Below are 20,394 nucleotides of genomic sequence, written 5' to 3'. Positions count from 1 at the left end.
TTCTTCCAGTCGTCCGCAGCCCGTCCGGTCGACCGAGGACCCCTCACGTCGGGCCCGAAGCAAGACTCCAGGAGCACAGCAACGCATGTCGGAAAAGGTCGTCCCCCAGCGCGGGCGGGAACAGCGCGTCACCAAGCAGCGGCTCGCCGTCGAGGCCGCCATGGGCCGGTTGGAGGACTTCGTCTCGGCTCAGGAGCTTCACCGCCTGCTGCAGGACCAGGGCGATAAGGTCTCCTTGGCCACCGTTTACCGGATCTTGCAGTCCATGGCCGAGGACGGTTTGCTCGACGTGGTCCGTTCCGGCGAAGGCGAGGCGGCCTATCGTCGGTGCGAGGCCGAGACGCACCACCATCATTTGGTGTGCCGAACCTGCGGCAAGGGTGTCGAGGTCCAGGCTCCCGCGGTGGAGACCTGGGCGGCGCGGGTCGCCGCAGAGCACGGTTTCACCGAGGCCTCCCATACCGTGGAGATCTACGGGTACTGCCCCGAATGCACGCTCAATCGCCAGGGAGCCGAACGCGCTTAGGCGGCGAGCTGCGGCGTCGCTTCCTGGATCCGCCGCACCCGTGTCCGGCGCCAGTCGATCACCCGGCACACCACGTAGATTGCGAAGGAAATGGTCGTCACGTAGGGGCTGATGGGGAGGCGGCCGGCCAGGGCAAGCATGATGCCTCCCACGACGCTGGTCATCGCGAACACGATGCTCAGTGCCACCGTCAGGCCGGGGCGTGCGGTCACGCGGATCGCGGCGGCGGCAGGGGTGATCAGCAGGCTGAGCACCAATAAGGCCCCGACGACCTGGATGGACAGGGCCACGGCCAGTCCCAGCAGGAGCATGAACACCACCGAGAGCCGTCCCGCGGGGATCCCCCGGGCTGCGGCCACCGACGGATCGACGCTGACGAACATCAGGGGACGCCAGATGATCAGCAGGCCCACGATCACCACCACCGAGCACACGGCCAGAACCCCCAGCTGCACGGAGTCCACGGCCACGATCTGACCGGTCAGCAACCCAAATTTATTGGCGCTACGGCCCTCATAGAGTGAGAGGAACAGGATTCCCAGGCCCAGCCCGAAGGGCATGAGGATGCCGATGATGGAGTTGCGGTCCCTGGCGTTGGCCCCCATCAGGCCCAGGACCAGGGAGGCGGCGATACTCCCCACCAGGGAGCCGGCCACCACGTTGGCTCCGATGAGCAGCGCGAAGGCGGCACCGGCAAATGAAAGTTCGGCGATCCCGTGGACGGCGAAAGCCATATCGCGGGTCATCACGAAGACGCCCACGAGCCCACCGACGAGACCCAGTATGGCCCCGGCGATAATTGAGTTGGAGACCAAGGGGAGCAGCTCGGCATAGTTCTCGAAGCTGAAGATCGTCTGCCAGATATCGTTCGCGTTCATGCCTGGCCTCCTTCCGTGCTGGCCGTTGGCGCCGCCTCGGCGTCGGAGGGATGATGATGGCTCAGGGTTTCGGGCATGCCGACCACAACGATGCGTCCTTTACTCCGGAAGACCTCGATGGGGCTGGAGTACAGCTCACTGAGGACCTCGGATCGCATGACTTCTTCCGGGGTACCGACATGGAATCGTCCACCCGCCAGATAGAGCACCCGGTCCACGTACTGCAGGATCGGGTTGATCTCATGGGTGACGAAGACGACGGCGCTGCCCTGATCACAGGCCTGTCGGTGGATCAGCGCGGACACTGCCTGCTGGTGGTTCAAGTCCAGTGACAGCAGTGGTTCATCGCAAAGGAGTAGTTCGGGGTTCCCGGCCAGGGCTTGTGCGGCGCGCAGCCGCTGTTGTTCGCCACCGGAGAGCAGCCCGACGGGGCGATCGGCATAGGCCGTGGCCCCGACGCGCTCGAGGAGCTCATCGACGCGGGCCGTGATCTCCCGACGATGGAAGATCCGTGGACCCCAGCGGTGCCCATCCACCCCGAGGGCCACCAGATCCCGGGCTCGTAAGGCCGTATCGGGTGGGAAACCCCGCTGCTGAGGGATGCTGCCGATGCGTTGGGAGCCCCGGGTGACCGGACGTCCGCCGATTTCCACGCTGCCGGTACTGAGTTCCTGCAGCCCCAGCAGCACCTTGAGCAGGGTCGATTTACCGGCGCCATTGGGACCCAATACCGCCAGAAACTCTCCCGGCTGGACCTCTAGATCCAGCCCGCTGAAGAGCCGGCGCGGGCCGAAGTTCAGGCCGGCGCCTCGTAAGGTCACCGCCGGTGTCGTTTCTGGCTGGTGGGTGGGTGGCACGGGCGGTCTTCCTCGAGGGTAGGGGGGCTATACGGAAGGGAAACGCGCCACACGTCGGGAGCGTCGTGGAGCGCTCTCCACCCTAACCCAAATGAGACTCATTTTCATTATCGGCTTGTTGGTTGAAGCGGCGGATGCCCCGGCGTTCGTTGGAATCGTTGATCTCCCCCACCAGCTGCTCCAAAACGTCCTCGAGGAAGAGAATGCCCAGTGTGGTGCCCGCGGCATCGTTGACACGAGCCAGATGCGATCCGGTGCGTTGCATGATCGCCAACGCGTCTTCGACCTCGACGTCTGCGCCGAGGTTGGCCAGATTCCGCAATCGGGTGACCGGGATCGGCTGGTCGTAGCGGGACTGCGGAATGGACATGACGTCCTTCAAATGCAGGTACCCGGCCAGGTTCTCCTCGGCATCGGTGATCACGAAACGGGAGAACCCGGTCCGCCCCACGGCTTTCTCGAACTGGGCCGGCGTCGTCTCCTGGGCCAGCGTGACGACCTCCCGCAGGGGAACCATCGAGGTTTCCGCGGTGTAGTCGGAGAACTCCAGGGCGCCGTGGATGATGCCGCTACCATCCTCGACGAGTCCTGACCGGGTGGATTCCTGCACGATCGAGTGGACCTCTTCGAGCGTGAACGAGCTCGTCACCTCGTCCTGCGGTTCGACCCTCATCAACTTCAGCGCGTGGTTGGCCAACCAGTTCAGCGAATAGACGACCGGGTGCAGGATTCTGGACAAGAAGATCAGCGGCGGCGCCAGGAGCAGGACGGCCCGATCGGCCACGGACACCGAGATGTTCTTGGGGACCATCTCACCGAACGTGACGTGCAGGAAGGTCACGATCACCAAGGCGATCACGAACGCTGTGGTGTCGGCCACCGGCACGGGCACGCCCAGCGCCTCTAGAGGTCCGGCAAACAGGTGGTGGATGGCCGGTTCTGCCACGTTGAGGATCAACAGCGAGCAGACGGTGATCCCCAATTGGCAGACCGCCAGCATCAAGGAGACATGCTCCATAGCAAATAATGCTGCGCGGGCCCGCTTCACCCCATTATCGAGCAACGGTTCGATCTGGCTGCGTCGAGCGGTCATGACCGCGAATTCGGAGGCCACGAAGAAGGCGTTGCCCAACAGCAGGATGACGAGCCACATGATTCCAAGCCAGGGATTCATCGCTCCTGCCCTCCTTCCGGGTCCTCGTGTTCAAGGGCTTCGAAGCTCAGCCGGTCCACGCGGCGGCCGTCCATCGCCTCCACAAAGAGTTCCCCGTTTCCGGTGTCGACAAAATCGCCGACGGCGGGGATCCGCCCGAGCATGGCCATGACATAGCCACCGATGGTTTCGTAGGAGGGGTCGTCGGGGATCTTCAGCCCGGGGACCTGGTCCCCGAGTTCGTCGGGTCGCAGCAGGGCGGGGAAATGCCAGCGCCCCGTCGCCGAAACCAGTACCCCTGGCTGGGTCCTGTCATGTTCATCGGTGACTTCACCGACGATTTCCTCGACCAGGTCCTCGAGCGTGACCATACCGGCGGTTCCGCCGTATTCGTCCAACACCATCGCCACCTGTTGATTGGCCTCGCGCAGATCGGCGATGAGCGAGTCCAGGTGCACGGTCTTGGGGACGGAGATGATCTCCTCCATGATGGTCGCCGCGACCAGGCCCGCCCGTTTATGCCGCGGCACCGCGACGGCCTTCTTGACATGGCAGACCCCTTCGACGTCGTCCGCCGAATCCCCGATCACCGGGAAACGTGAGTAGCCGGTGCGGCGTGCCGTCTCAATGACGTCCTCCAGCGGTTGGTCCAGCTCAACGGTCTCCATGCGGATCCGCGGGGTCATCACGTCGGCGGCCGAGCGTTCAGAGAAGCGCAGGGTACGGGAAAGGAAGGTGGCAGTATCCCGGTCCAGCGTTCCCATTTCCGCCGAACGGCGGACCAGCGAGTTCAGTTCCGCAGGACTACGGGCCCCGGAGATCTCCTCCTTGGCCTCCAGACCCACGGTATGCAGGACCTTGTTGGAAAACCCGTTGAGCACCACGATGGCGGGTTTGAAGATGGTGGTGAACACCAGTTGTGGTCGGGCGATGGCCCGCCCGATATCCAACGCCCGGGCAATGGCCAGGTTCTTGGGGATCAGCTCGCCGATCAGCATGGACAGGACGGTCGCGAAGATCATCGCGACCACCAGGGACACCGGTGCGGCACCCGCGCCAAGTCCTGCGGCTTCCAGGACGGGGGTGAGCAGTCGTCCCACCGAGGGTTCCATCACGAAGCCGGTGAGCAACGTGGTCAGCGTGATCCCCAGTTGGCAGGAGGAAAGCTGCGTGGACAATGACTTCAGACAACGCATGAGCGGTTCCGCACCGCGTTCGCCATCGGCCATGGCACGTTGGACCGTGCTTTGGTCCAAGGCGACGAGCGAGAACTCAACGGCGACGAAGAACCCGGTCCCGGCGATCAGGAGCAGGCCGAGCGCCAGGAAGATCCATTCCACCTACGTGCTCACCGCCGTCGTTCCCCGCACGGGCATCGCCGTACGACGGCGGGATGCGCGGTAGGTGGGTTTCATCGGTTCGGGAAAACCCGGTCTGGAAGGCTCCGATGAGCCGGCCGATGAACTGGGCATGCTGAGACGGTTTGAGCCGGCGCTGCGCGTGGACGCGACGGGCCGGCACACTGAGTGGCTGTCCATAAGGGTTCCAGTCTACAGAATCGCACCCACCCCCGCGAGGAGCCCTGCGTTGGCGCGGGTGTCTTTGCGCACAGTCCCCGTCCGGGGCGCTGACGCCCGCCATGACAGGGAACACATCCATGCCGAACAGGCCGCGTCTAATTGGCAACGCCGCGCGGAAAGTCATTAGACTGGCCAGAGGTCCAAGGCAATGCCAGCGGACCGGCCCGGACACGAACGGGACCAGCGACGAGGCAATCAGGGAGAAGAGGCGTAATCGTGCCAGATCAACCACACCACCGACTGACCGAGGAGTTCGGCGGGAACGAGTGGCTCGTCGAGGAGCTCTACCAGCAGTATTTGCGGGATAGGAACTCCGTAGACAAAAAGTGGTGGAGCATTTTCGATTCGTTTGATTCCTCCGGAAGGCCTCCCTCCCAGGACTCTGCGCCGGCCCAGAAGGCCCCCGCTCAGACCAGCTCCTCCCCCAGCCCTCGGGCTGCTTCCTCGGCTCGGGTCACTGAGGCCCCCGCGGAAAAGAAGACCGCCGAGAAGGCGCCTTCCACGGCTGCCACCCCGGGCGACACGCCCAAGGACACCCCGGAGACGTCGAAGGCCAAGCCTGCTGATCCGGCTCCGAAGGCCTCCCCGATCCCCGCCGAACTGCCCAAGTCCAATGCCGGCGAGCAGAAGCCCGAAGAAGACGTGGTGAAACCGCTGCGTGGACCGTCGAAGGCCATCGCCAAGAACATGGAGGACTCCCTCGAGGTTCCGACGGCCACCACCGTGCGCGCCGTCCCGGCCAAGGCCCTCATCGACAACCGCATTGTCATCAACAGTCATTTGGCGCGCTCCCGTGGCGGCAAGGTCTCCTTCACCCACATCATCGGCTTCGCCGTCATCCGGGCCCTGAAGCTCTTCCCCTCGCAGAATGTGAGCTACCGCGAGGTCGACGGCAAGCCGTCTTCGGTTCAGCCGGCCCATGTAGGCTTCGGCATCGCCATCGACATCCCCAAGCCTGACGGTTCCCGGATGCTCGCGGTGCCGAATATCAAGAAGGCCGAAACCCTGAACTTCTCGGAGTTCTGGAACACCTACGAGGACCTGATCCAGCGCGCACGCGGCAATAAGCTCACCGCCGACGACTACGCCGGGACCACCGTGTCGCTGACCAACCCCGGCGGCATCGGTACCGTCCATTCGGTCCCCCGCCTCTCCAAGGGCATGGCCACCATCGTCGGTGTCGGAGCCCTGGAGTACCCCGCCGAGTTCCGCGGCGCCAGCGAGAAGACCGTGGCGATGCAAGGCATCGGCAAGGTCATCACCCTGACCTCGACCTATGACCACCGCGTCATTCAGGGCGCCGGTTCGGGCGAATTCCTGCGACTGGTCGAGTCACTGCTGCTCGGCGAGCATGGCTTCTACGACGAAATCTTCGAAGCCCTCCGCATCCCCTACGAGCCGGTGCGCTGGGTGGTCGACAACCAGGTCGACGTCGACCTCCAGGTCAATAAGATCGCCCGCATCCAGCAGCTCATCCACGCCTACCGCGTCCGTGGGCACCTCATGGCGGATATCAACCCGCTGGAGTACGTCCAGCGCCGCCACCCCGACCTGGATATCCGCACCTACGGTCTGACCCTGTGGGATCTGGAACGCGAATGGGTCACCGGCGGCTTCGGCGGTGCCGACCGGCTGACGCTGCGCAAGATCCTCGGGGTGCTGCGTGACTCCTATTGCCGCACCACAGGCATCGAATACATGCACATCCAGAATCCCGAAGAACGCTTGTGGTTCCAGGACGAGATGGAGCATGAATACACCAAGCCCAGCCGTGCCGAGCAGTTCCGCATCATGGGCCGCCTCAACGCCGCCGAGGCCTTTGAAACCTTCCTGCAGACCAAGTTCGTCGGCCAGAAGCGCTTTTCGCTGGAAGGTGGCGAATCACTGATTCCGCTATTGGACGGCATCATGTCCGACGCCGCCGATCAGGGGATGGACGAAGTGGGCATCGGCATGGCCCACCGCGGACGCCTCAACGTGCTGACCAACATCGCCGGCAAGACCTACGCCCAGGTCTTCCGCGAGTTCGAGGGAACCCAGGATCCTCGTTCCGTGCAGGGCTCAGGTGACGTGAAATACCACCTGGGCACCGAGGGCAAGTTCACCTCGGACAGCGGCAACGAGACCCGCGTCTACCTGGCAGCCAATCCCTCACACCTCGAGGCCGTCGACCCGGTGCTCGAGGGCATCGTGCGGGCCAAGCAGGATCGTCTGGATCACGGCACCGAATCCACCGGCTTCAGCGTCCTGCCGATCCTCATCCACGGTGACGCCGCCTTTGCCGGGCAGGGAGTGGTCGCCGAAACCCTGAACCTGTCCCAGTTGCGCGGCTACCGCACCGGTGGGACCATCCACGTGGTCGTGAACAACCAGGTCGGTTTCACCACCTCCCCGACGGCTTCGCGGTCCTCGGTGTACTCCACCGATGCCGCCAAGATCATCCAGGCACCGGTCTTCCACGTCAACGGCGACGATCCCGAGGCAGTGGTCCGGGTCGCCCAGCTGGCGTTCAAATACCGTCAGAAGTTCAATAAGGACGTGGTCATCGACCTCGTCTGCTATCGCCGCCGCGGTCATAACGAGGGCGACGACCCGTCGATGACCCAGCCGATGATGTACAACCTCATCGAGGCGAAGCGCTCGACCCGCAAGCTCTACACCGAGGCGCTGGTCGGACGTAACGACATCACCCAGGACGAGGCCGATCAGGCGCTACGTGACTACCAGGGCCGGCTGGAACGGGTCTTCACCGAAACGCACGAAGCCCAGACCTCCCCGATCCCCGTGGTCAGCTCCAACGATGCGTCGGTCAACGACCTGGAGCTCCCGACCTCGCAGCTCGAGGATGCCCCGTCGGCGAGCCCGATCAAGACCGCCATCAGCCCGGAAATGCTGGCGACGGTGGGTGCTGCACATCTGCAGATCCCCGAGGGCTTCACCATCCACCCCAAGCTCAAGGCACTGCTGGAACGCCGGGACGCCATGTCCCGCGACGGCGGAATCGACTGGGGCTTTGCCGAGATCGCTGCCTTCGGTGCGCTGTCCATGGAAGGTGTTCCGGTACGTCTTTCCGGCCAGGACTCGCGTCGTGGCACGTTTGTCCAGCGCCACTCGGTCTTCCACGACCGCAAGACCGGCGATGAGTGGATGCCGCTGCGCAACCTCTCCGAGGACCAGGCCAAAATTTGGTTCTACGATTCCCTGCTGAGCGAATTCGCTGCCATGGGCTTCGAATACGGCTATTCGGTCGAACGCCCGGATGCGTTGGTGCTGTGGGAAGCGCAGTTCGGGGACTTCGTCAACGGCGCCCAGACGATCATTGACGAGTTCATCTCCTCCGCCGAGCAGAAGTGGGGGCAGCGGTCCTCGCTCGTCTTGATGCTGCCGCACGGTTACGAGGGGCAAGGTCCCGACCACTCCTCGGCACGCATTGAGCGCTTCCTGCTGATGTGCGCTGAAGAAAACTTGATCGTGGCCAACCCGTCCAATGGCGCCAACCACTTCCACCTGCTGCGCCGTCAGGCCTACACCCGCCCACGCAAACCGCTGATCATCTTCACCCCGAAGCAGCTACTGCGTCTGAAGGCCGCAGCCTGCTCGGTCGAAGACTTCACCCAGGGCGGGTTCCAGGAAGTCATCCCCGATGCCCTGGACCTCAAGGGTTCGGAGGTCGAACGGGTGCTGATGGTCTCAGGCCGTCTGTACTACGACCTCGAATCGGCTCGGAAGAAGGCCGGCGACGAGAAGACGGCGATCATCCGCGTCGAGCAGCTGTACCCGCTGCCGCTCGAGCAGATCAACGCCGAACTGGCCAAGTACCCCAACGCCAAGCTCTACTGGACCCAAGATGAGCCAGCGAACCAGGGCCCGTGGCCATTCATCGGCCTGAACCTGGCTCCGGAGCTGGACCGTCAGGTGGAACTGGTTTCGCGTACCGCGTCGGCAGCGACATCGACCGGTTCGCATAAGCGCCACGAAGTGGAACTGGCCGAACTCCTGAAGCACGCCTTCGGGAAGTAGCCGGCGGCAGAACGAAGCATCAGCCGAAGGGCGGGACCGTACGTCCCGCCCTTCGGTGTAGCAGGCCCGCTGTTTCGGTGGGCGTACCGCGCAGAAAGGTCTTTCGTGGAACAACGAACCATTCGCATCGCCGCCATCGGCAATGAGATCCTCGCCGGGCACGGTGACCCGCGTTCACTGGGTTGGTACGGTCGAGTCTTGGCCCGCACTACAGGTGAGGATTTCCGGCTCCAGAGTTACACGCTGGCCTCTCCTGACGAGGGGACCGAGGCCCTGGCCGAACGGTGGTTGCAGGAGGCCGGGCGACGTTTCGGGGAAGGCTGCGACAACCGTCTGGTGGTTGCCCTCTCCGACTACGACCTGGACCTCGGTCTTTCCACCGCCCGCAGCAGACTGAACCTGGCCAATATTCTTGATGCTGCCTCGCAGATGAGCATCAAGGCCATGGTCGTGGGCCCGATTCCCTCCCTCGATCAGGAGCGCAACGCCCGGTTGTCCGATTTATCGGCAGCTTACGCCGACGTCGCCTCCCGTCGGCACCACGCCTACGTGGATACCTTCACCCCGTTGCAGAATCATGAGCAGTGGCGCAACGATCTGGCAGCCAACGGGGGCTTGCCCGGACAGGCCGGACACGGGCTCATTGCCTGGCTCGTTCTTCACCGCGGTTGGTACAGCTGGCTGGACCTTGCCGAACCAACCGGCGGATAGCCCCTCTGTCCTACGGAGAATAGGAACGGAGTCCGTGGGTGTGACAAGATGAAGGGCAGCTAGAATCCCCGAGAAGAGCAGGAGGCAGCGATGAGCAAGCGTGCACGTAAGCGCCGCAGCCGCGCCAAGAAGGGCGCGAACCACGGTAAGCGTCCGAACACCTAAATCAGGTGAACAGCGAAGAGCCCACATCCAGTTGGATGTGGGCTCCTTTGTTTGATGAATCAGTCGTGCCCGATCTCCACTCGCAACTCGCTGATCCGGCTCATGATCCGTGTCTTGAGCGTATTCGGTGCCACTTCTTGGCAGCTACGCTTCACGACCGAACGGATAATGCATTCGAGATCGTATTCGTGAGCGCACTCCTCACAATCTTCGAGGTGCTCGCGGACGTCCTTGAGATCGTCCACCGACAGCGCCCCGTCGAGATATTCGTAGAGACGGGCAATCCGGTCGTCGCTGCAGTCGCCCATTGATTGACAGTCGCCCATCATTTCCTCCCTTGTCCGGCCGCCGCCGGGCGGCCCGTCGCCTGCTGCGCCTTCCCCAGTCCCCGGGTGGCAGCATAGTCGGCGAGCATTTCCCTGAGTTGCTTGCGTCCTCGGTGCAACCGCGACATGACGGTACCGATGGGAATGCCGAGGATCTCGGCGACTTCCTTATAGGCGTAGCCCTCCACATCCGTGAAATACACGGCCAGGCGGAACTCCTCGGGAATCGCTTGCAGTGCCTGCTTCACGTCGGAATCAGGCAGATGGTCCAACGCTTCGGCCTCTGCTGAGCGCAGTCCGGTGGACGTATGCTCCGCAGCCTTCGCCATTTGCCAGTCCTCGACCGTATCGGTGCTTGAACGCAACGGTTCGCGCTGACGCTTGCGATAGAGGTTGATATAGGTGTTCGTCAGGATCCGGTACAGCCAGGCCTTCAGGTTGGTGCCGGGCTTGTACTGGTGGAACGCCGAATAGGCCTTGGTATAGGCCTCTTGGACCAGGTCCTCGGCATCGGCTGGATTGCGTGCCATACGCATCGCCGCCGAATAAAGCTGGTCGACATATTGCAGGGCGTCTCGCTCGAACCGGGCGCGCTGCTGCGCTTCGGTCTCGCGGCCCTCGGGGACGGCCTCGGTCCCTTGCTGTGAAGTGCTCATCACGGCCCAGTCTAGACCGGGTGCCGTGCCACTGTCCGTGGGCTGGGCCACGCGTTCGGCACAGGTCAATGTTGGCATGGTCGGCAGTACCCCCTTTTCGTAGGCTCGGTGGGCCGGAATTGCTGCTGAACCGCAGCTCCATCACCGGTCTCTTGTCCGTATCAACAGCGCAATTTGTCCGAGTATTCCCTTTCGTCCGTGCACGAGGCACCGTCGGAACCGAAAAAGTGCGAGACTAGGACAAGCATGTGAAAGCACTCCCGACTCCTTGGAGGAATCGATGTCCCTGGCTCGCCTGATTGCCCGTCCCCTGCTGGCTTCCAGCTTCGTGTTGACCGGTTTGGACCGCGTCCGCAAGCCCGAGGAAAGTGGTGAGCGACTGCGCCCCACCTTGCGTCGAGCCGCTTCGGTGTTCCCTCAGCTAGAAGCAGTTGCTGCGAAGCCTGCCCTGGCCGCTCGTTGCATCGGCGCAGCTCAGGTGCTCTCCGGTCTGATGTTGGCGTTGGGTAAGTTCCCTCGCTTCTCGGCATTCGTCCTCGTCGGATCCTCCGCCGTCACCGGTTTCAACGACAACGCCGCCGAGTCCCGGCTGCTGACCTCCAACCGGGTCAAGAACCTTTCCCTCGCCGGCGGCGTCCTGCTGGCTTCCGTGGACACCGACGGCGCTCCCTCGCTGGCTTGGCGTGCCCGCCACCTCGGCAAGGATGCCCGCAAGCAGCTCGCCAAGGCCAATAAAGAGCTTTCCAAAACGGTGCGTGACGGTGCACAGGATGCCCGCAAGGCCGCGGAAGACGTGGTCGGGCGCTAGAACACACATCATGGGCAGCAGCATCCTTACCCCCGAGTCCACCTCCGACTGGCTGGCCCCGCGGGCCCATGGCCTCATTGATGCCACCGTGCAGGTTCCGGCATCGAAGTCGTTGACGAACCGCTACCTGGTGTTGGCCGCACTGGCAGATGGGCCCTCGCGACTACGCAAACCGCTGCGTTCACGCGATTCCGACCTGATGATCGAAGCTCTTCGTGTGTTGGGCGCCGGCATCGACGAACTCGACAGTGACGACGGAGCCGGGCAGGATCTGCTCATCACCCCGATCGACCGCTCGGCGGTACGGGGTGAGGTCACCGTGGACTGTGGTCTGGCCGGGACGGTCATGAGATTCGTCCCGCCGTTGGCCGCGCTGCTCAATGCCACCGTGCTCTTCGACGGCGACCCTGCAGCGCGGGTGCGCCCCATGGCCCCCGTCGTCACCGCGTTGAAGGATTTGGGGCTGCACGTCCAGGACGAGGAAGCCGGCCTGCTACCGTTCACGGTCGCCTCAACCGGTTCGGTGGCCGGAGCAGGGCTCCGGGTCGATTCGAGTGGTTCCTCGCAATTTATTTCCGCTTGGCTACTCGTCGGCGCCTTTTTTGAGCAGGGGTTGCGGATTGAGCACGTCGGCAATTCGGTGCCCAGCCTGGACCATATCCACATGACGATCGCCACGCTGCGCGAGGTCGGGGTCCAGGTCGATGAACCAGCCCCCAACCAGTGGCTGGTCCATCCCGGAAGCGTCAGGGCCTTCGACGTTGCCGTCGAACGTGACCTGTCTAATGCTGGCCCTTTCTTGGCTGCCGCGCTGGCAGCAGGGGGGACGGTCAGGGTCCCGGACTGGCCTGCTCAAACCACACAGGTCGGTGCGCGCTGGCCGGAGATCCTCACCCGCATGGGTGCCACGACTTCTTATGACGACGGTGTGTTGACGGTCAAGGGCCACGGAACGATCAAAGGCATCGACCTGGCTGACGCTTCTGAACTGGCCCCGACGGTGGCGGCCCTGGGAGCCTTGGCCAGCTCCGAGACCCGTCTGACGGGGATCGGACACTTGCGCGGGCATGAGACCGACCGGTTGGCGGCCCTCGTCGCTGAAATCAAGGCCCTCGGTGGCGATGCCGAAGAGCTCGCCGACGGCATACTCATCCGCAGGCCCGTCGACCGGGGAGGCGTCTTTCACAGCTACGAGGACCACCGGATGGCCACTGCCGGGGCGATCATCGGCCTAGCAGTTGATGGGGTGCGGGTCGAAGACATCGGGACGACGGCGAAAACAATGCCTGACTTCCCCGGGATGTGGCAGGAACTGGCCGCGACCGGCGGCGCCTGACGATGGCACGTGATGCTCGCAGTTGGGACGAGTCAGACGTCAGGATCCGCCCCAATAAGAAGGGCTCCCGCCCACGAACCAAGGACAGGCCCTCCTATCACGAGGCCGTCATCGGACGCATCATCACCGTTGACCGTGGACGCTACACCGCGATCCTCGACGAGGACACCGCCACCGAGCGGATCGTCATCGCGGCCCGTGCCCGTGAACTGCGCCGCTCACCCGTCGTTCCCGGCGACTTTGTCGCACTCGTGGGCGACACCACCGGCCAACCCGACACTCTCGCCCGCTTGGTCAGGATCCAGGATCGCCGCACGGTATTGCGACGCAGCGCCGATGACACCGATCCTGTGGAGCGCGTCGTCGTGGCCAATGCCGACCAATTGGTCATTGTGGTCGCAGCTGCCAACCCGGAGCCACGGACCGGTTTCATTGATCGTGCACTGGTCGCCGCCTTCGATGCCGGCATCGACGCCATCCTGTGCGTCACCAAGGCAGACATCAGGGATCCCCGTGAGCTGCTGGAGAATTATCGGCACTTGGACATGAACATTGTCACCAGCAAAAGCATCGGAAGTGACGTATCTGGGGTCGATGCCCGCTCAGCAGACGGCGCTTCGGCACGTTTGGAAGAGGGCGCCATCGTCGAGCTGCGACGGCTCATGGCCGGACGCGTCAGCGTGGTGTTGGGACACTCAGGGGTCGGCAAGTCCACCCTGGTCAACGCCCTGACCGGAGCCCAGCGTGCCACCGGTGGCGTCAATGCCGTCACCGGCCGCGGAAGACATACCTCCTCCTCGGCCATCGCGCTCAGGGCCGAGGAAGCGCCGGCGGGAACCTGGATTATCGACACGCCCGGTATCCGTTCCTTTGGACTGGCCTTAGTCGATCCGGACAACATTCTGGACTCCTTCCCTGACCTGGTTCAGGGTTCGGCAGACTGCCCACGTGGTTGTCGGCATACCCCCGACTCCCCCGGCTGTGCATTGGATGCCTGGGTCCGTCGGCCCGAGGCGGACGCTTCGGGGGTGGCTCGGCTGGCATCCCTTCGGCGCCTGCTGGGTGTCGAAGAGAAGGTCGAGGGCAAGGAGCTGGGGTCGGTCTAGGACCACGGCTCGGACGCATTCCTGCGGTAGGTTTGAGGGCATGACCCGCGACGTAATGAGCTATAACGACGACCTCCGCTTGGCACATGCCATTGCTGATTCCGTCGACTCCCTGACCATGTCCCGTTTCAAGGCACAGGACCTGCAGGTAGAGACCAAACCCGACCTCACCCCGGTCACCGATGCCGACCGGATGGCCGAAGAAGCTATTCGCAGCCAGTTGGGCCGCACTCGCCCCCGCGATGCGGTTCTGGGTGAAGAATTCGGCAGCACCGGCCACGGCTCCCGCCGCTGGGTTATCGACCCCATCGACGGGACGAAGAACTTCGTGCGCGGGGTACCGGTGTGGGCCACCCTGATTTCCCTGATGGATGAAGGCCGCGCCGTGGTCGGGCTCGTTTCGGCACCGGCGCTGGGCCGTCGCTGGTGGGGGGCCGAAGGGACGGGAGCCTATACCGGCAAATCTCTGGCATCGGCCACTCGTTTGAAGGTCTCGGGGATCAACGACCTCGCCGATGCCTCCCTGTCCTATTCAAGTCTGGGTGGTTGGCGCGACCGAGGGCAGTTGGAAAACATGCTCGACCTGCATGACGCCGTCTGGCGTACCCGGGCCTTCGGGGACTTCTGGTCCTATTGCTTGCTAGCGGAGGGCGCCGTTGATATCGCCTGTGAGCCAGAACTGAACCTCTACGATATGGCGGCCCTCGTTCCGATCGTCACCGAGGCTGGCGGTCGCTTCACCTCACTGGACGGTGAAGACGGCTGCATGGGGGGCAACGCGCTGGCCACCAATTCCCTGCTGCACGAAGCCACCTTGGACGTGCTCAACGGTTCAGGCGGATCCGGGACACCAGATGTCGATCACCTCGCCCTGCAGCGGGAAGAACATGCTTCCCCGTGGGAACGCGCCTGATCCTCAGCGTGCGGCGCGTCGTCCTGCGGGACGACGACGTTTGCTGCGCTGGGCTACCGCGCCACTGGCCAGCTCCTCGCGCTTCAACCAGTTCATCACGATACTGACGAGGGTTAGCACCAGCATGATGCCCGCAAGCCAGCCGTGTCCTGCACTCCACAAAGCCGCCACTCCCACGAGGAACAGCACATGGGCCACCACGGGGTGGATCGGCCACCCCAAACGCCACGGCGCCTGCGGGGAGAGCAAGAGGCCCCAGAGGACGACGAGCGGGATCAAGAAGACGAGAACGGCCACCACGGGCGCCAGGGGCAGGAACTTGATCGCCCACAAACCGGCAGCACAGAGCAATGCCACTTCCAGGACGAACGCCAGTATCCCGGCCGGACGGATCGGCGTTCCGGAAGGCTCGTCTGTCACGACTTCCGCAGCGTTCTGCGGTTCATCTTCCATCCCTTCATCCTTTCCCTTCGGCGGCAGCCCGAGAGCGGGCGAGCCTCAATATTTGGTACACCAGCTAGAACATTTCGTTTCCGGTGCTTCTTCCATTCTAAGCATGCCGCCACGGTAGACGGGACAGCACACAAAAGGCCTCGGAATCACGAAGATTCCGAGGCCTTTTAAAACGTGGAGATGGGGGGAATTGAACCCCCGTCCGATGTGGTGTTGCCAAGACTTCTCCGGGCGCAGTTTGCTTTGGGTTTTCTCTGCTCCAACAGCCGTCTCACAAACATGCGGCTGGACCCTTGCGGGATACCCCGAGCACAGTCATCTAAGTTATGCCCCACACCCCGATGACAAGGGTGTGTGGCAGTGGCTATCTAAACGACGCCAGGATCAGGGTCGATAGCAATCCCTGGCTGACGGACTGTCTGGCTGCTTAGGCAGCGAGAGCGAAGTCAGTGCGCTTTGAGTTGGCACTTGTGTTTTGCAAAGAGCGTTTACGAGATAACTTTGCATCCTCGGCCCGCTTCTCCTGTCGCGACTCACATCGTCGAAACCGATCATCCCCGTATGAACTTCTCAAATGCGGGTTTCCCCGCTCAACCCCACGGGTGAAAACCCGCGAGACATCAAGCATAACCCACGATGGGCGGGATTCATTCCCACCTACCGCTCCGGCTACCAAATTTACGATGCGCTGCGGTTTCTCTCCCGTAGCGCCCGGAGCGCATCACGGTTGTCCTGCTTTTCGCGCAAGGTCTGGCGCTTGTCGAATTCCTTCTTACCCTTCGCCACGCCGATTTCCAGCTTGGCTCGACCATCACGAAAATACAGTTGCAGCGGCACGATGGTGTAGCCGGGGTCTTGAATTTTTCGAGTGATCTTGACCAGTTCCTCGCGGTGCAGAAGAAGTTTTCTCCGCCGTCGGCCAGCATGGTTCGTCCACGATCCGTTGAGGTACTCAGGAATATAGATTCCCTCAATGTAGAGCTCTTCGTTGTAGAACTGTCCGAAGCCATCAACCAGGGAGGCTTTTCCTTCACGCAGCGACTTGACTTCGGTTCCGCTGAGCACCATTCCAGCTTCGTAGGTATCCAGGATCTGGAAATCGTGGCGAGCCTTGCGATTGGTCGCAACGACCTTACGCTCGGTGGTGTCCTTGGGCATGCCTACCTCCTCCTGTGTACGTGGTGACTCCGGGCCGGGGCCACGGTCAGTCGAACATCAATCCTACGTCATGGGTTTGAGCTGCCCAGCCGTCCCGGCCCATTGCTCGAGCCTCACACCACAGACGAAAGTGCCCGGCCTCAGGGGCCGGGCACTGTGCGTGATTGCTAGAGCAGTCCCGCCGGGTTGACGACCTTGCCGTCGAGAATCGTTTCAAAGTGCATGTGGCAGCCGGTGGAGTTGCCGGTGGTCCCGACGTAACCGATCAGTTGGCCCTTGGAGACCTTCTGGCCGGCATGAACCACATAACTGCTGAGGTGGTGGTATCCCGTCACGAGTGCGTGGCCGTTGACGACGCCGTGACTGATCTGGACCTTGTTCCCCGAGGTCGGTGACATGGTGGCATACCAGACTTCGCCTCCGGCTGCTGCATGCACTGGAGCCCCGCAGCGGCCTCCGAATCCCCAGTCCAGGCCCGCATGGACGTATCCGCCCCTGCCTCCGTAGTCGATGGTTCCCGCGGGGGTGGGACGCCACCCAAAGGTCGAGGTGATGTATCCGCCGGAGGTCGGTTTGGACAATCCCCAGCTGCTCGTACTGCTAGAGGGCTTGCTGCTGCCCTGGCTGGGGGCCTTCTTGGCCGGGCTACTGGCCTTTTTGCTTTTGGTTCGTTCGGAAGCGGCCTTACGGTCTGCAGCGTCGGCTGCGGCACGCTTTGCCGCGGCATCGGCAGCATTGGCCCGGGCAGCCTTCTCAGCTGCCGCGCGCTTGGCCCGGGCAGCGGCTTCGGCCTTCGCCGCTCGTTCTGCTGCTTGTTCAGCGGCCACCTTTGCGGCTCGTTCGGCCGCAGCTTTGGCGGCTTCCTCCTTGCGCTTGCGCTCGGCAGCCTCGCGGATCAGCCGCTCTTGGCGTTCCTTGATCTCGGCAACGACCTGGTCGTGCTCTTCCTCTTGCTTCTTGATCTGGGCTTTGATCTGGGGACGCTTGGCGTTGAGTTTTTCGCTGGCTTCCTGAGCACCGTCAATGAGGTCATCAACGTGGCGTTTCGACGCTTCTGCCTCGTCCCGTGCCGTCTGCTCTCGCACCAGGGCCGCCTCGGCTTGGCCCTTAAGGTCGCTAATCTCTTCTTCGACGGCCGTTAAACGCGCCTGCACGTTGGCATCGGTTGCATGTTGTTGGCTGAGGTCACCAAGCACCGCGTTCTGGCTTCGTAGCGCCTGATTGGCCAAACCCAAGCTATCGGCGAGGCTTCCTTGCTCAGAGTTTGAGTTGAGCATCAGGCTCAAGTTGCTGGATACTCCCCCGCGCTTATAAGCCTGAGTCGCGATCTGACCGATGGCTTTACGCGTATCCTCCATCTTTTCCGCGTCCTGGACCATTTGACTGCTGATCTGGTCCTTCGAGGCTTGGGCTGCATCTACCCGTGCTGAGAGTTCATTCACCTGATCGGTGGCACTCTGGACGCTGGCACGGGCGGTCGAAAGTTTCTCCTGCGCGGCAGGGAGCTTGTCCTGGTAACCCTTAAGTCTGTCAGCCGTCTTCTGGATGTCGGCATCCAGGAATTCCATATCGGTTTCCAGGGAATCGAGCTGCTTCTCGACTTTCTGCTTATGGTCATCCAATTTGTCGGCCTGGGCCACGGGAGCCATAAGCGACAGGGACAGCAAGCTCACCAAGGCGCCACTTATTACGGCACGGGACAGGGTCCGTCTATTGCGGTCCGCCACAGGGTCGGTCCTTTCAGTGGGTCGGCAGGTTCGTGCCCGAAGGGGCCCGGGGAACACGGGCTCGGAACAACCTAAACCTTCAGGTAACGCCTTAAGGTCAGGACCGACGATACACCAGCCAGAACGATACCCAGCGCAAGCAAGCCCGGTGCGACAAGGAATACCTCACTGGTGGCAATGAACGCAGTGTCGGGGTACTCGATCGCCAACTTGCCCTGGATCAGGTACTTGACCACGGCCCACAGTGTCCCGGAAGCCAGCACGGCTCCGATGAGGGCGGCTATCACCCCTTCCAGGACGAAGGGCAGTTGGATCACTGCCTTCGAGGCACCCACCAAGCGCATGATCCCTGTCTCCCGGCGTCGGCTGAAAGCCGAAAGTCGGATGGTTGTCGCCACCAGCAGGACGGCGCAGAAAATCATGACGACGGCGATCCCCACGGCCACCAAGGAGGCAATGTTCATGACCGAGAAGATCTTTTCCAGCAAGTCACGTTGGTCAATGACAGTGTCCACGCCCTTCATCGGGGTAAACAGCTCGTTGATGACGTCGTACTTTTCCGGGTCCACCATTTTGACGCGGAAGGACTCCGGAAGCTGGTCCGCTGTCACGGTGTCCACGATCGGGGAGTTCTTGAACTGTTCGCGGAAATGTTGGAGCGCTTGGTCTTGCGACTCGTACTCGTAGCTCTCCACATACGGTTTAACTGCCGCAGAGTCCAGCTGGCTCTTAATGGCAGACCGTTGCGAATCGGTCACCGCCCCGTCGGCACATGTCTGCGAGCCGTAATCGTCGCCACACAGGAAGATAGCGACTTCGACCTTGTCGTACCAGAAACCCTTCATCTGCGTGATTTGCATCTGCGTCAGTGCAGCGGCGCCAACAAACGTCAACGAAATAAAGGTCACCAAGACGACTGAAATGACCATGGAGAGGTTTCGACGTAGACCTGAGCCGATCTCACCAAGAATAAATGCGAGCCTCATGCCTCGTCCTCCTCGCCATCGAAGGGAGCGATCGCCTGATCCTGCGGGTCGGCAGTTCGCAACTCACGGGAACCATCCCGATTAACGATGGGGATCATGGCCGTGTATTCGCCGGCTTGTTCGTCGCGGATGATTTTGCCTTCGTCCAGTTCGATCACCCGGCGGCGCATGGAGTTGACGATATCCGTATCGTGCGTGGCCATGACCACGGTGGTGCCGTTTTGGTTGATTCTGTCGAGGATGTTCATGATTCCCACACTGGTGGCGGGGTCGATGTTTCCGGTCGGCTCATCCGCCAGCAAGATCCCTGGCTGGTTGACGATGGCCCGGGCGATAGCGACTCGCTGTTGTTCGCCACCGGAAAGTTCATTGGGCATCCGTCGTTCCTTGCCCTCCAAACCAACGGTCCTGAGGACTTCAGGGACGGTACTCCGGATGGCGGCCCTCCCCTTTCCGATGACCTGCATCGCAAAGGCAACATTGGAAAAGACATCCTTGTTGGGCAGCAGTCGGAAGTCTTGGAAGACGACGCCTATGCCACGACGCATGCGTGGAACCCTCCAGTTGGGGATTCCAGCCACGTTCTGTCCGGCGACATGGACCGAGCCGCGTGATGCCTGGTCCTCGCGCAAGACAAGTCGGATGAACGTCGATTTACCGGAGCCGGAGGCCCCCACGAGGAAGGCGAAGTCACCGCGATTGATCTCGACATCGATATCATCCAGCGCCGGACGGGACTTTTGGTCGTAGACCTTGGTGACGTGCTCAAATCTGATCATGGCAGTTCTGCCCACACGGACCACCGGTCAGTGTCCGAAAATGCGGGGCTTTGCTGGGGGAACGTACAGCACCGGCATTGAGCACTCTAGCCCCGTCGTTCTGCATCCGGGCGCAGGCGGCTGCGTGTGTCGGGGTCATAGTCCCAACAGCACGGGCCCGGCCCTTCAAGGACCGGGCCCGTGTGCACGACGGTTGCCATCGACTAGGCGTTGGCGAGTTCTCCACCCAGGGTCAGTTCTGGTTCGGTCGCGGCCC

18 protein-coding genes, 1 other RNA gene and 1 pseudogene are annotated in these 20,394 nt (G+C 62.7%); 8 read left to right on the top strand and 12 right to left on the bottom strand.

Annotated elements, in window-relative coordinates; all coding sequences use genetic code 11:
• Positions 1 to 85 precede the first annotated feature (85 nt).
• The gene (locus FM101_RS09435) at positions 86 to 526 is read left to right on the top strand and encodes a Fur family transcriptional regulator (RefSeq protein ID WP_086998822.1); all 441 of its coding nucleotides are present in this window, start codon (positions 86 to 88) and stop codon (positions 524 to 526) included.
• Here the strand turns inward: FM101_RS09435 and FM101_RS09430 are convergent.
• The 4 genes and pseudogenes from FM101_RS09430 to FM101_RS09415 all read right to left on the bottom strand — a co-directional run bounded on the left by FM101_RS09430 (position 523) and on the right by FM101_RS09415 (position 4,754).
• Positions 523 to 1,404 carry a metal ABC transporter permease gene (locus tag FM101_RS09430; protein WP_086998819.1) on the bottom strand — a complete coding sequence of 294 codons (882 nt, stop codon included), beginning with the start codon at positions 1,402 to 1,404 and terminating at the stop codon, positions 523 to 525. The two genes, FM101_RS09435 and FM101_RS09430, sit on opposite strands and share 4 nt — an antisense overlap.
• Positions 1,401 to 2,165: pseudogene (locus FM101_RS09425) on the bottom strand (metal ABC transporter ATP-binding protein); the annotation flags it as partial. The pseudogene FM101_RS09425 and the gene FM101_RS09430, both read right to left, overlap by 4 nt.
• Positions 2,166 to 2,343: 178 nt before the next feature.
• On the bottom strand, positions 2,344 to 3,435 hold the full coding sequence (locus tag FM101_RS09420; protein WP_086998813.1) for a hemolysin family protein: 1,092 nt from the start codon (positions 3,433 to 3,435) through the stop codon (positions 2,344 to 2,346).
• Positions 3,432 to 4,754: a hemolysin family protein gene (locus FM101_RS09415; RefSeq protein WP_086998810.1), complete on the bottom strand. Its 1,323-nt coding sequence runs from the start codon at positions 4,752 to 4,754 to the stop codon at positions 3,432 to 3,434. Before FM101_RS09415 ends, FM101_RS09420 begins: the two co-directional genes overlap by 4 nt.
• A gap of 456 nt (positions 4,755 to 5,210) precedes the next feature.
• Here FM101_RS09415 and FM101_RS09410 point away from each other — a divergent pair, with 456 nt between their 5' ends.
• The 3 genes from FM101_RS09410 to FM101_RS16210 all read left to right on the top strand — a co-directional run bounded on the left by FM101_RS09410 (position 5,211) and on the right by FM101_RS16210 (position 9,890).
• Positions 5,211 to 9,014 (top strand): multifunctional oxoglutarate decarboxylase/oxoglutarate dehydrogenase thiamine pyrophosphate-binding subunit/dihydrolipoyllysine-residue succinyltransferase subunit, encoded by a 3,804-nt coding sequence (locus FM101_RS09410; protein ID WP_086998808.1) that lies wholly within the window; start codon positions 5,211 to 5,213, stop codon positions 9,012 to 9,014.
• A gap of 105 nt (positions 9,015 to 9,119) precedes the next feature.
• Positions 9,120 to 9,725 carry a GDSL-type esterase/lipase family protein gene (locus FM101_RS09405; RefSeq protein ID WP_086998806.1) on the top strand — a complete coding sequence of 202 codons (606 nt, stop codon included), beginning with the start codon at positions 9,120 to 9,122 and terminating at the stop codon, positions 9,723 to 9,725.
• A 90-nt stretch (positions 9,726 to 9,815) separates the two neighbouring features.
• Positions 9,816 to 9,890 carry a 50S ribosomal protein bL37 gene (locus tag FM101_RS16210; protein WP_428844155.1) on the top strand — a complete coding sequence of 25 codons (75 nt, stop codon included), beginning with the start codon at positions 9,816 to 9,818 and terminating at the stop codon, positions 9,888 to 9,890.
• Between the two features lie 59 nt (positions 9,891 to 9,949).
• Here FM101_RS16210 and rsrA read toward each other — a convergent pair whose 3' ends face one another.
• Complete coding sequence (gene rsrA / locus FM101_RS09400) at positions 9,950 to 10,216, bottom strand: mycothiol system anti-sigma-R factor (RefSeq protein WP_086998803.1); 267 nt, start codon at positions 10,214 to 10,216, stop codon at positions 9,950 to 9,952.
• Entirely contained in the window at positions 10,216 to 10,872 is a 657-nt protein-coding gene (locus FM101_RS09395) for a sigma-70 family RNA polymerase sigma factor (protein ID WP_179204289.1), read from the bottom strand. The genes rsrA and FM101_RS09395 overlap by 1 nt, the downstream gene beginning before the upstream one ends.
• A gap of 280 nt (positions 10,873 to 11,152) precedes the next feature.
• Here FM101_RS09395 and FM101_RS09390 point away from each other — a divergent pair, with 280 nt between their 5' ends.
• From FM101_RS09390 to hisN, 4 genes are read left to right on the top strand one after another with little or no spacing between them, the layout of a single operon-like run.
• Entirely contained in the window at positions 11,153 to 11,680 is a 528-nt protein-coding gene (locus FM101_RS09390; protein WP_086998796.1) for a DoxX family protein, read from the top strand.
• Positions 11,681 to 11,690: 10 nt separating this feature from the next.
• On the top strand, positions 11,691 to 13,016 hold the full coding sequence (gene aroA, locus FM101_RS09385; protein WP_086998794.1) for a 3-phosphoshikimate 1-carboxyvinyltransferase: 1,326 nt from the start codon (positions 11,691 to 11,693) through the stop codon (positions 13,014 to 13,016).
• Between the two features lie 2 nt (positions 13,017 to 13,018).
• Positions 13,019 to 14,122: a ribosome small subunit-dependent GTPase A gene (gene rsgA / locus FM101_RS09380; protein ID WP_086998791.1), complete on the top strand. Its 1,104-nt coding sequence runs from the start codon at positions 13,019 to 13,021 to the stop codon at positions 14,120 to 14,122.
• A 40-nt stretch (positions 14,123 to 14,162) separates the two neighbouring features.
• Positions 14,163 to 15,035 carry a histidinol-phosphatase gene (gene hisN, locus FM101_RS09375; RefSeq protein WP_086998788.1) on the top strand — a complete coding sequence of 291 codons (873 nt, stop codon included), beginning with the start codon at positions 14,163 to 14,165 and terminating at the stop codon, positions 15,033 to 15,035.
• A 3-nt stretch (positions 15,036 to 15,038) separates the two neighbouring features.
• On the opposite strand, the gene FM101_RS09370 is transcribed toward hisN, so the two are convergent.
• The 6 genes from FM101_RS09370 to ftsE form a co-directional block, all read right to left on the bottom strand.
• Positions 15,039 to 15,488 carry a YrdB family protein gene (locus tag FM101_RS09370; RefSeq protein ID WP_086998785.1) on the bottom strand — a complete coding sequence of 150 codons (450 nt, stop codon included), beginning with the start codon at positions 15,486 to 15,488 and terminating at the stop codon, positions 15,039 to 15,041.
• Between the two features lie 172 nt (positions 15,489 to 15,660).
• Positions 15,661 to 16,047, bottom strand: a transfer-messenger RNA (tmRNA) gene (gene ssrA / locus FM101_RS09365).
• Positions 16,048 to 16,166: 119 nt separating this feature from the next.
• Positions 16,167 to 16,646, bottom strand: coding sequence for an SsrA-binding protein SmpB (smpB, locus tag FM101_RS09360; protein ID WP_086998782.1), 480 nt, complete (start codon positions 16,644 to 16,646; stop codon positions 16,167 to 16,169).
• A gap of 167 nt (positions 16,647 to 16,813) precedes the next feature.
• Complete coding sequence (locus tag FM101_RS09355; protein ID WP_086998779.1) at positions 16,814 to 18,295, bottom strand: M23 family metallopeptidase; 1,482 nt, start codon at positions 18,293 to 18,295, stop codon at positions 16,814 to 16,816.
• Between the two features lie 149 nt (positions 18,296 to 18,444).
• Positions 18,445 to 19,359 (bottom strand): permease-like cell division protein FtsX, encoded by a 915-nt coding sequence (gene ftsX, locus FM101_RS09350; RefSeq protein ID WP_086998776.1) that lies wholly within the window; start codon positions 19,357 to 19,359, stop codon positions 18,445 to 18,447.
• On the bottom strand, positions 19,356 to 20,138 hold the full coding sequence (ftsE, locus tag FM101_RS09345) for a cell division ATP-binding protein FtsE (protein WP_086998773.1): 783 nt from the start codon (positions 20,136 to 20,138) through the stop codon (positions 19,356 to 19,358). The genes ftsX and ftsE overlap by 4 nt, the downstream gene beginning before the upstream one ends.
• Positions 20,139 to 20,394: the final 256 nt, after the last annotated feature.

It is taken from the genome of Arthrobacter rhombi, assembly GCF_900163545.1.
Taxonomy (GTDB): domain Bacteria; phylum Actinomycetota; class Actinomycetes; order Actinomycetales; family Micrococcaceae; genus Arthrobacter_H; species Arthrobacter_H rhombi_A.
Note: the sequence above shows the minus strand (reverse complement) of the source record. Positions and strands in the feature narration are given on the sequence as shown.

Excerpts from the sequence above, each read along its gene's own strand:
- FM101_RS09435 (WP_086998822.1), top strand. The coding sequence starts at position 86 with ATGTCGGAAAAGGTCGTCCCCCAGCGCGGGCGGGAACAGCGCGTCACC.
- FM101_RS09430 (WP_086998819.1), bottom strand. The coding sequence starts at position 1,404 with ATGAACGCGAACGATATCTGGCAGACGATCTTCAGCTTCGAGAACTAT.
- FM101_RS09420 (WP_086998813.1), bottom strand. The coding sequence starts at position 3,435 with ATGAATCCCTGGCTTGGAATCATGTGGCTCGTCATCCTGCTGTTGGGC.
- rsrA (WP_086998803.1), bottom strand. The coding sequence starts at position 10,216 with ATGGGCGACTGTCAATCAATGGGCGACTGCAGCGACGACCGGATTGCC.
- FM101_RS09395 (WP_179204289.1), bottom strand. The coding sequence starts at position 10,872 with ATGAGCACTTCACAGCAAGGGACCGAGGCCGTCCCCGAGGGCCGCGAG.
- FM101_RS09390 (WP_086998796.1), top strand. The coding sequence starts at position 11,153 with ATGTCCCTGGCTCGCCTGATTGCCCGTCCCCTGCTGGCTTCCAGCTTC.
- aroA (WP_086998794.1), top strand. The coding sequence starts at position 11,691 with ATGGGCAGCAGCATCCTTACCCCCGAGTCCACCTCCGACTGGCTGGCC.
- rsgA (WP_086998791.1), top strand. The coding sequence starts at position 13,019 with ATGGCACGTGATGCTCGCAGTTGGGACGAGTCAGACGTCAGGATCCGC.
- hisN (WP_086998788.1), top strand. The coding sequence starts at position 14,163 with ATGACCCGCGACGTAATGAGCTATAACGACGACCTCCGCTTGGCACAT.
- FM101_RS09370 (WP_086998785.1), bottom strand. The coding sequence starts at position 15,488 with ATGGAAGATGAACCGCAGAACGCTGCGGAAGTCGTGACAGACGAGCCT.
- smpB (WP_086998782.1), bottom strand. The coding sequence starts at position 16,646 with ATGCCCAAGGACACCACCGAGCGTAAGGTCGTTGCGACCAATCGCAAG.
- FM101_RS09355 (WP_086998779.1), bottom strand. The coding sequence starts at position 18,295 with ATGGCTCCCGTGGCCCAGGCCGACAAATTGGATGACCATAAGCAGAAA.
- ftsX (WP_086998776.1), bottom strand. The coding sequence starts at position 19,359 with ATGAGGCTCGCATTTATTCTTGGTGAGATCGGCTCAGGTCTACGTCGA.
- ftsE (WP_086998773.1), bottom strand. The coding sequence starts at position 20,138 with ATGATCAGATTTGAGCACGTCACCAAGGTCTACGACCAAAAGTCCCGT.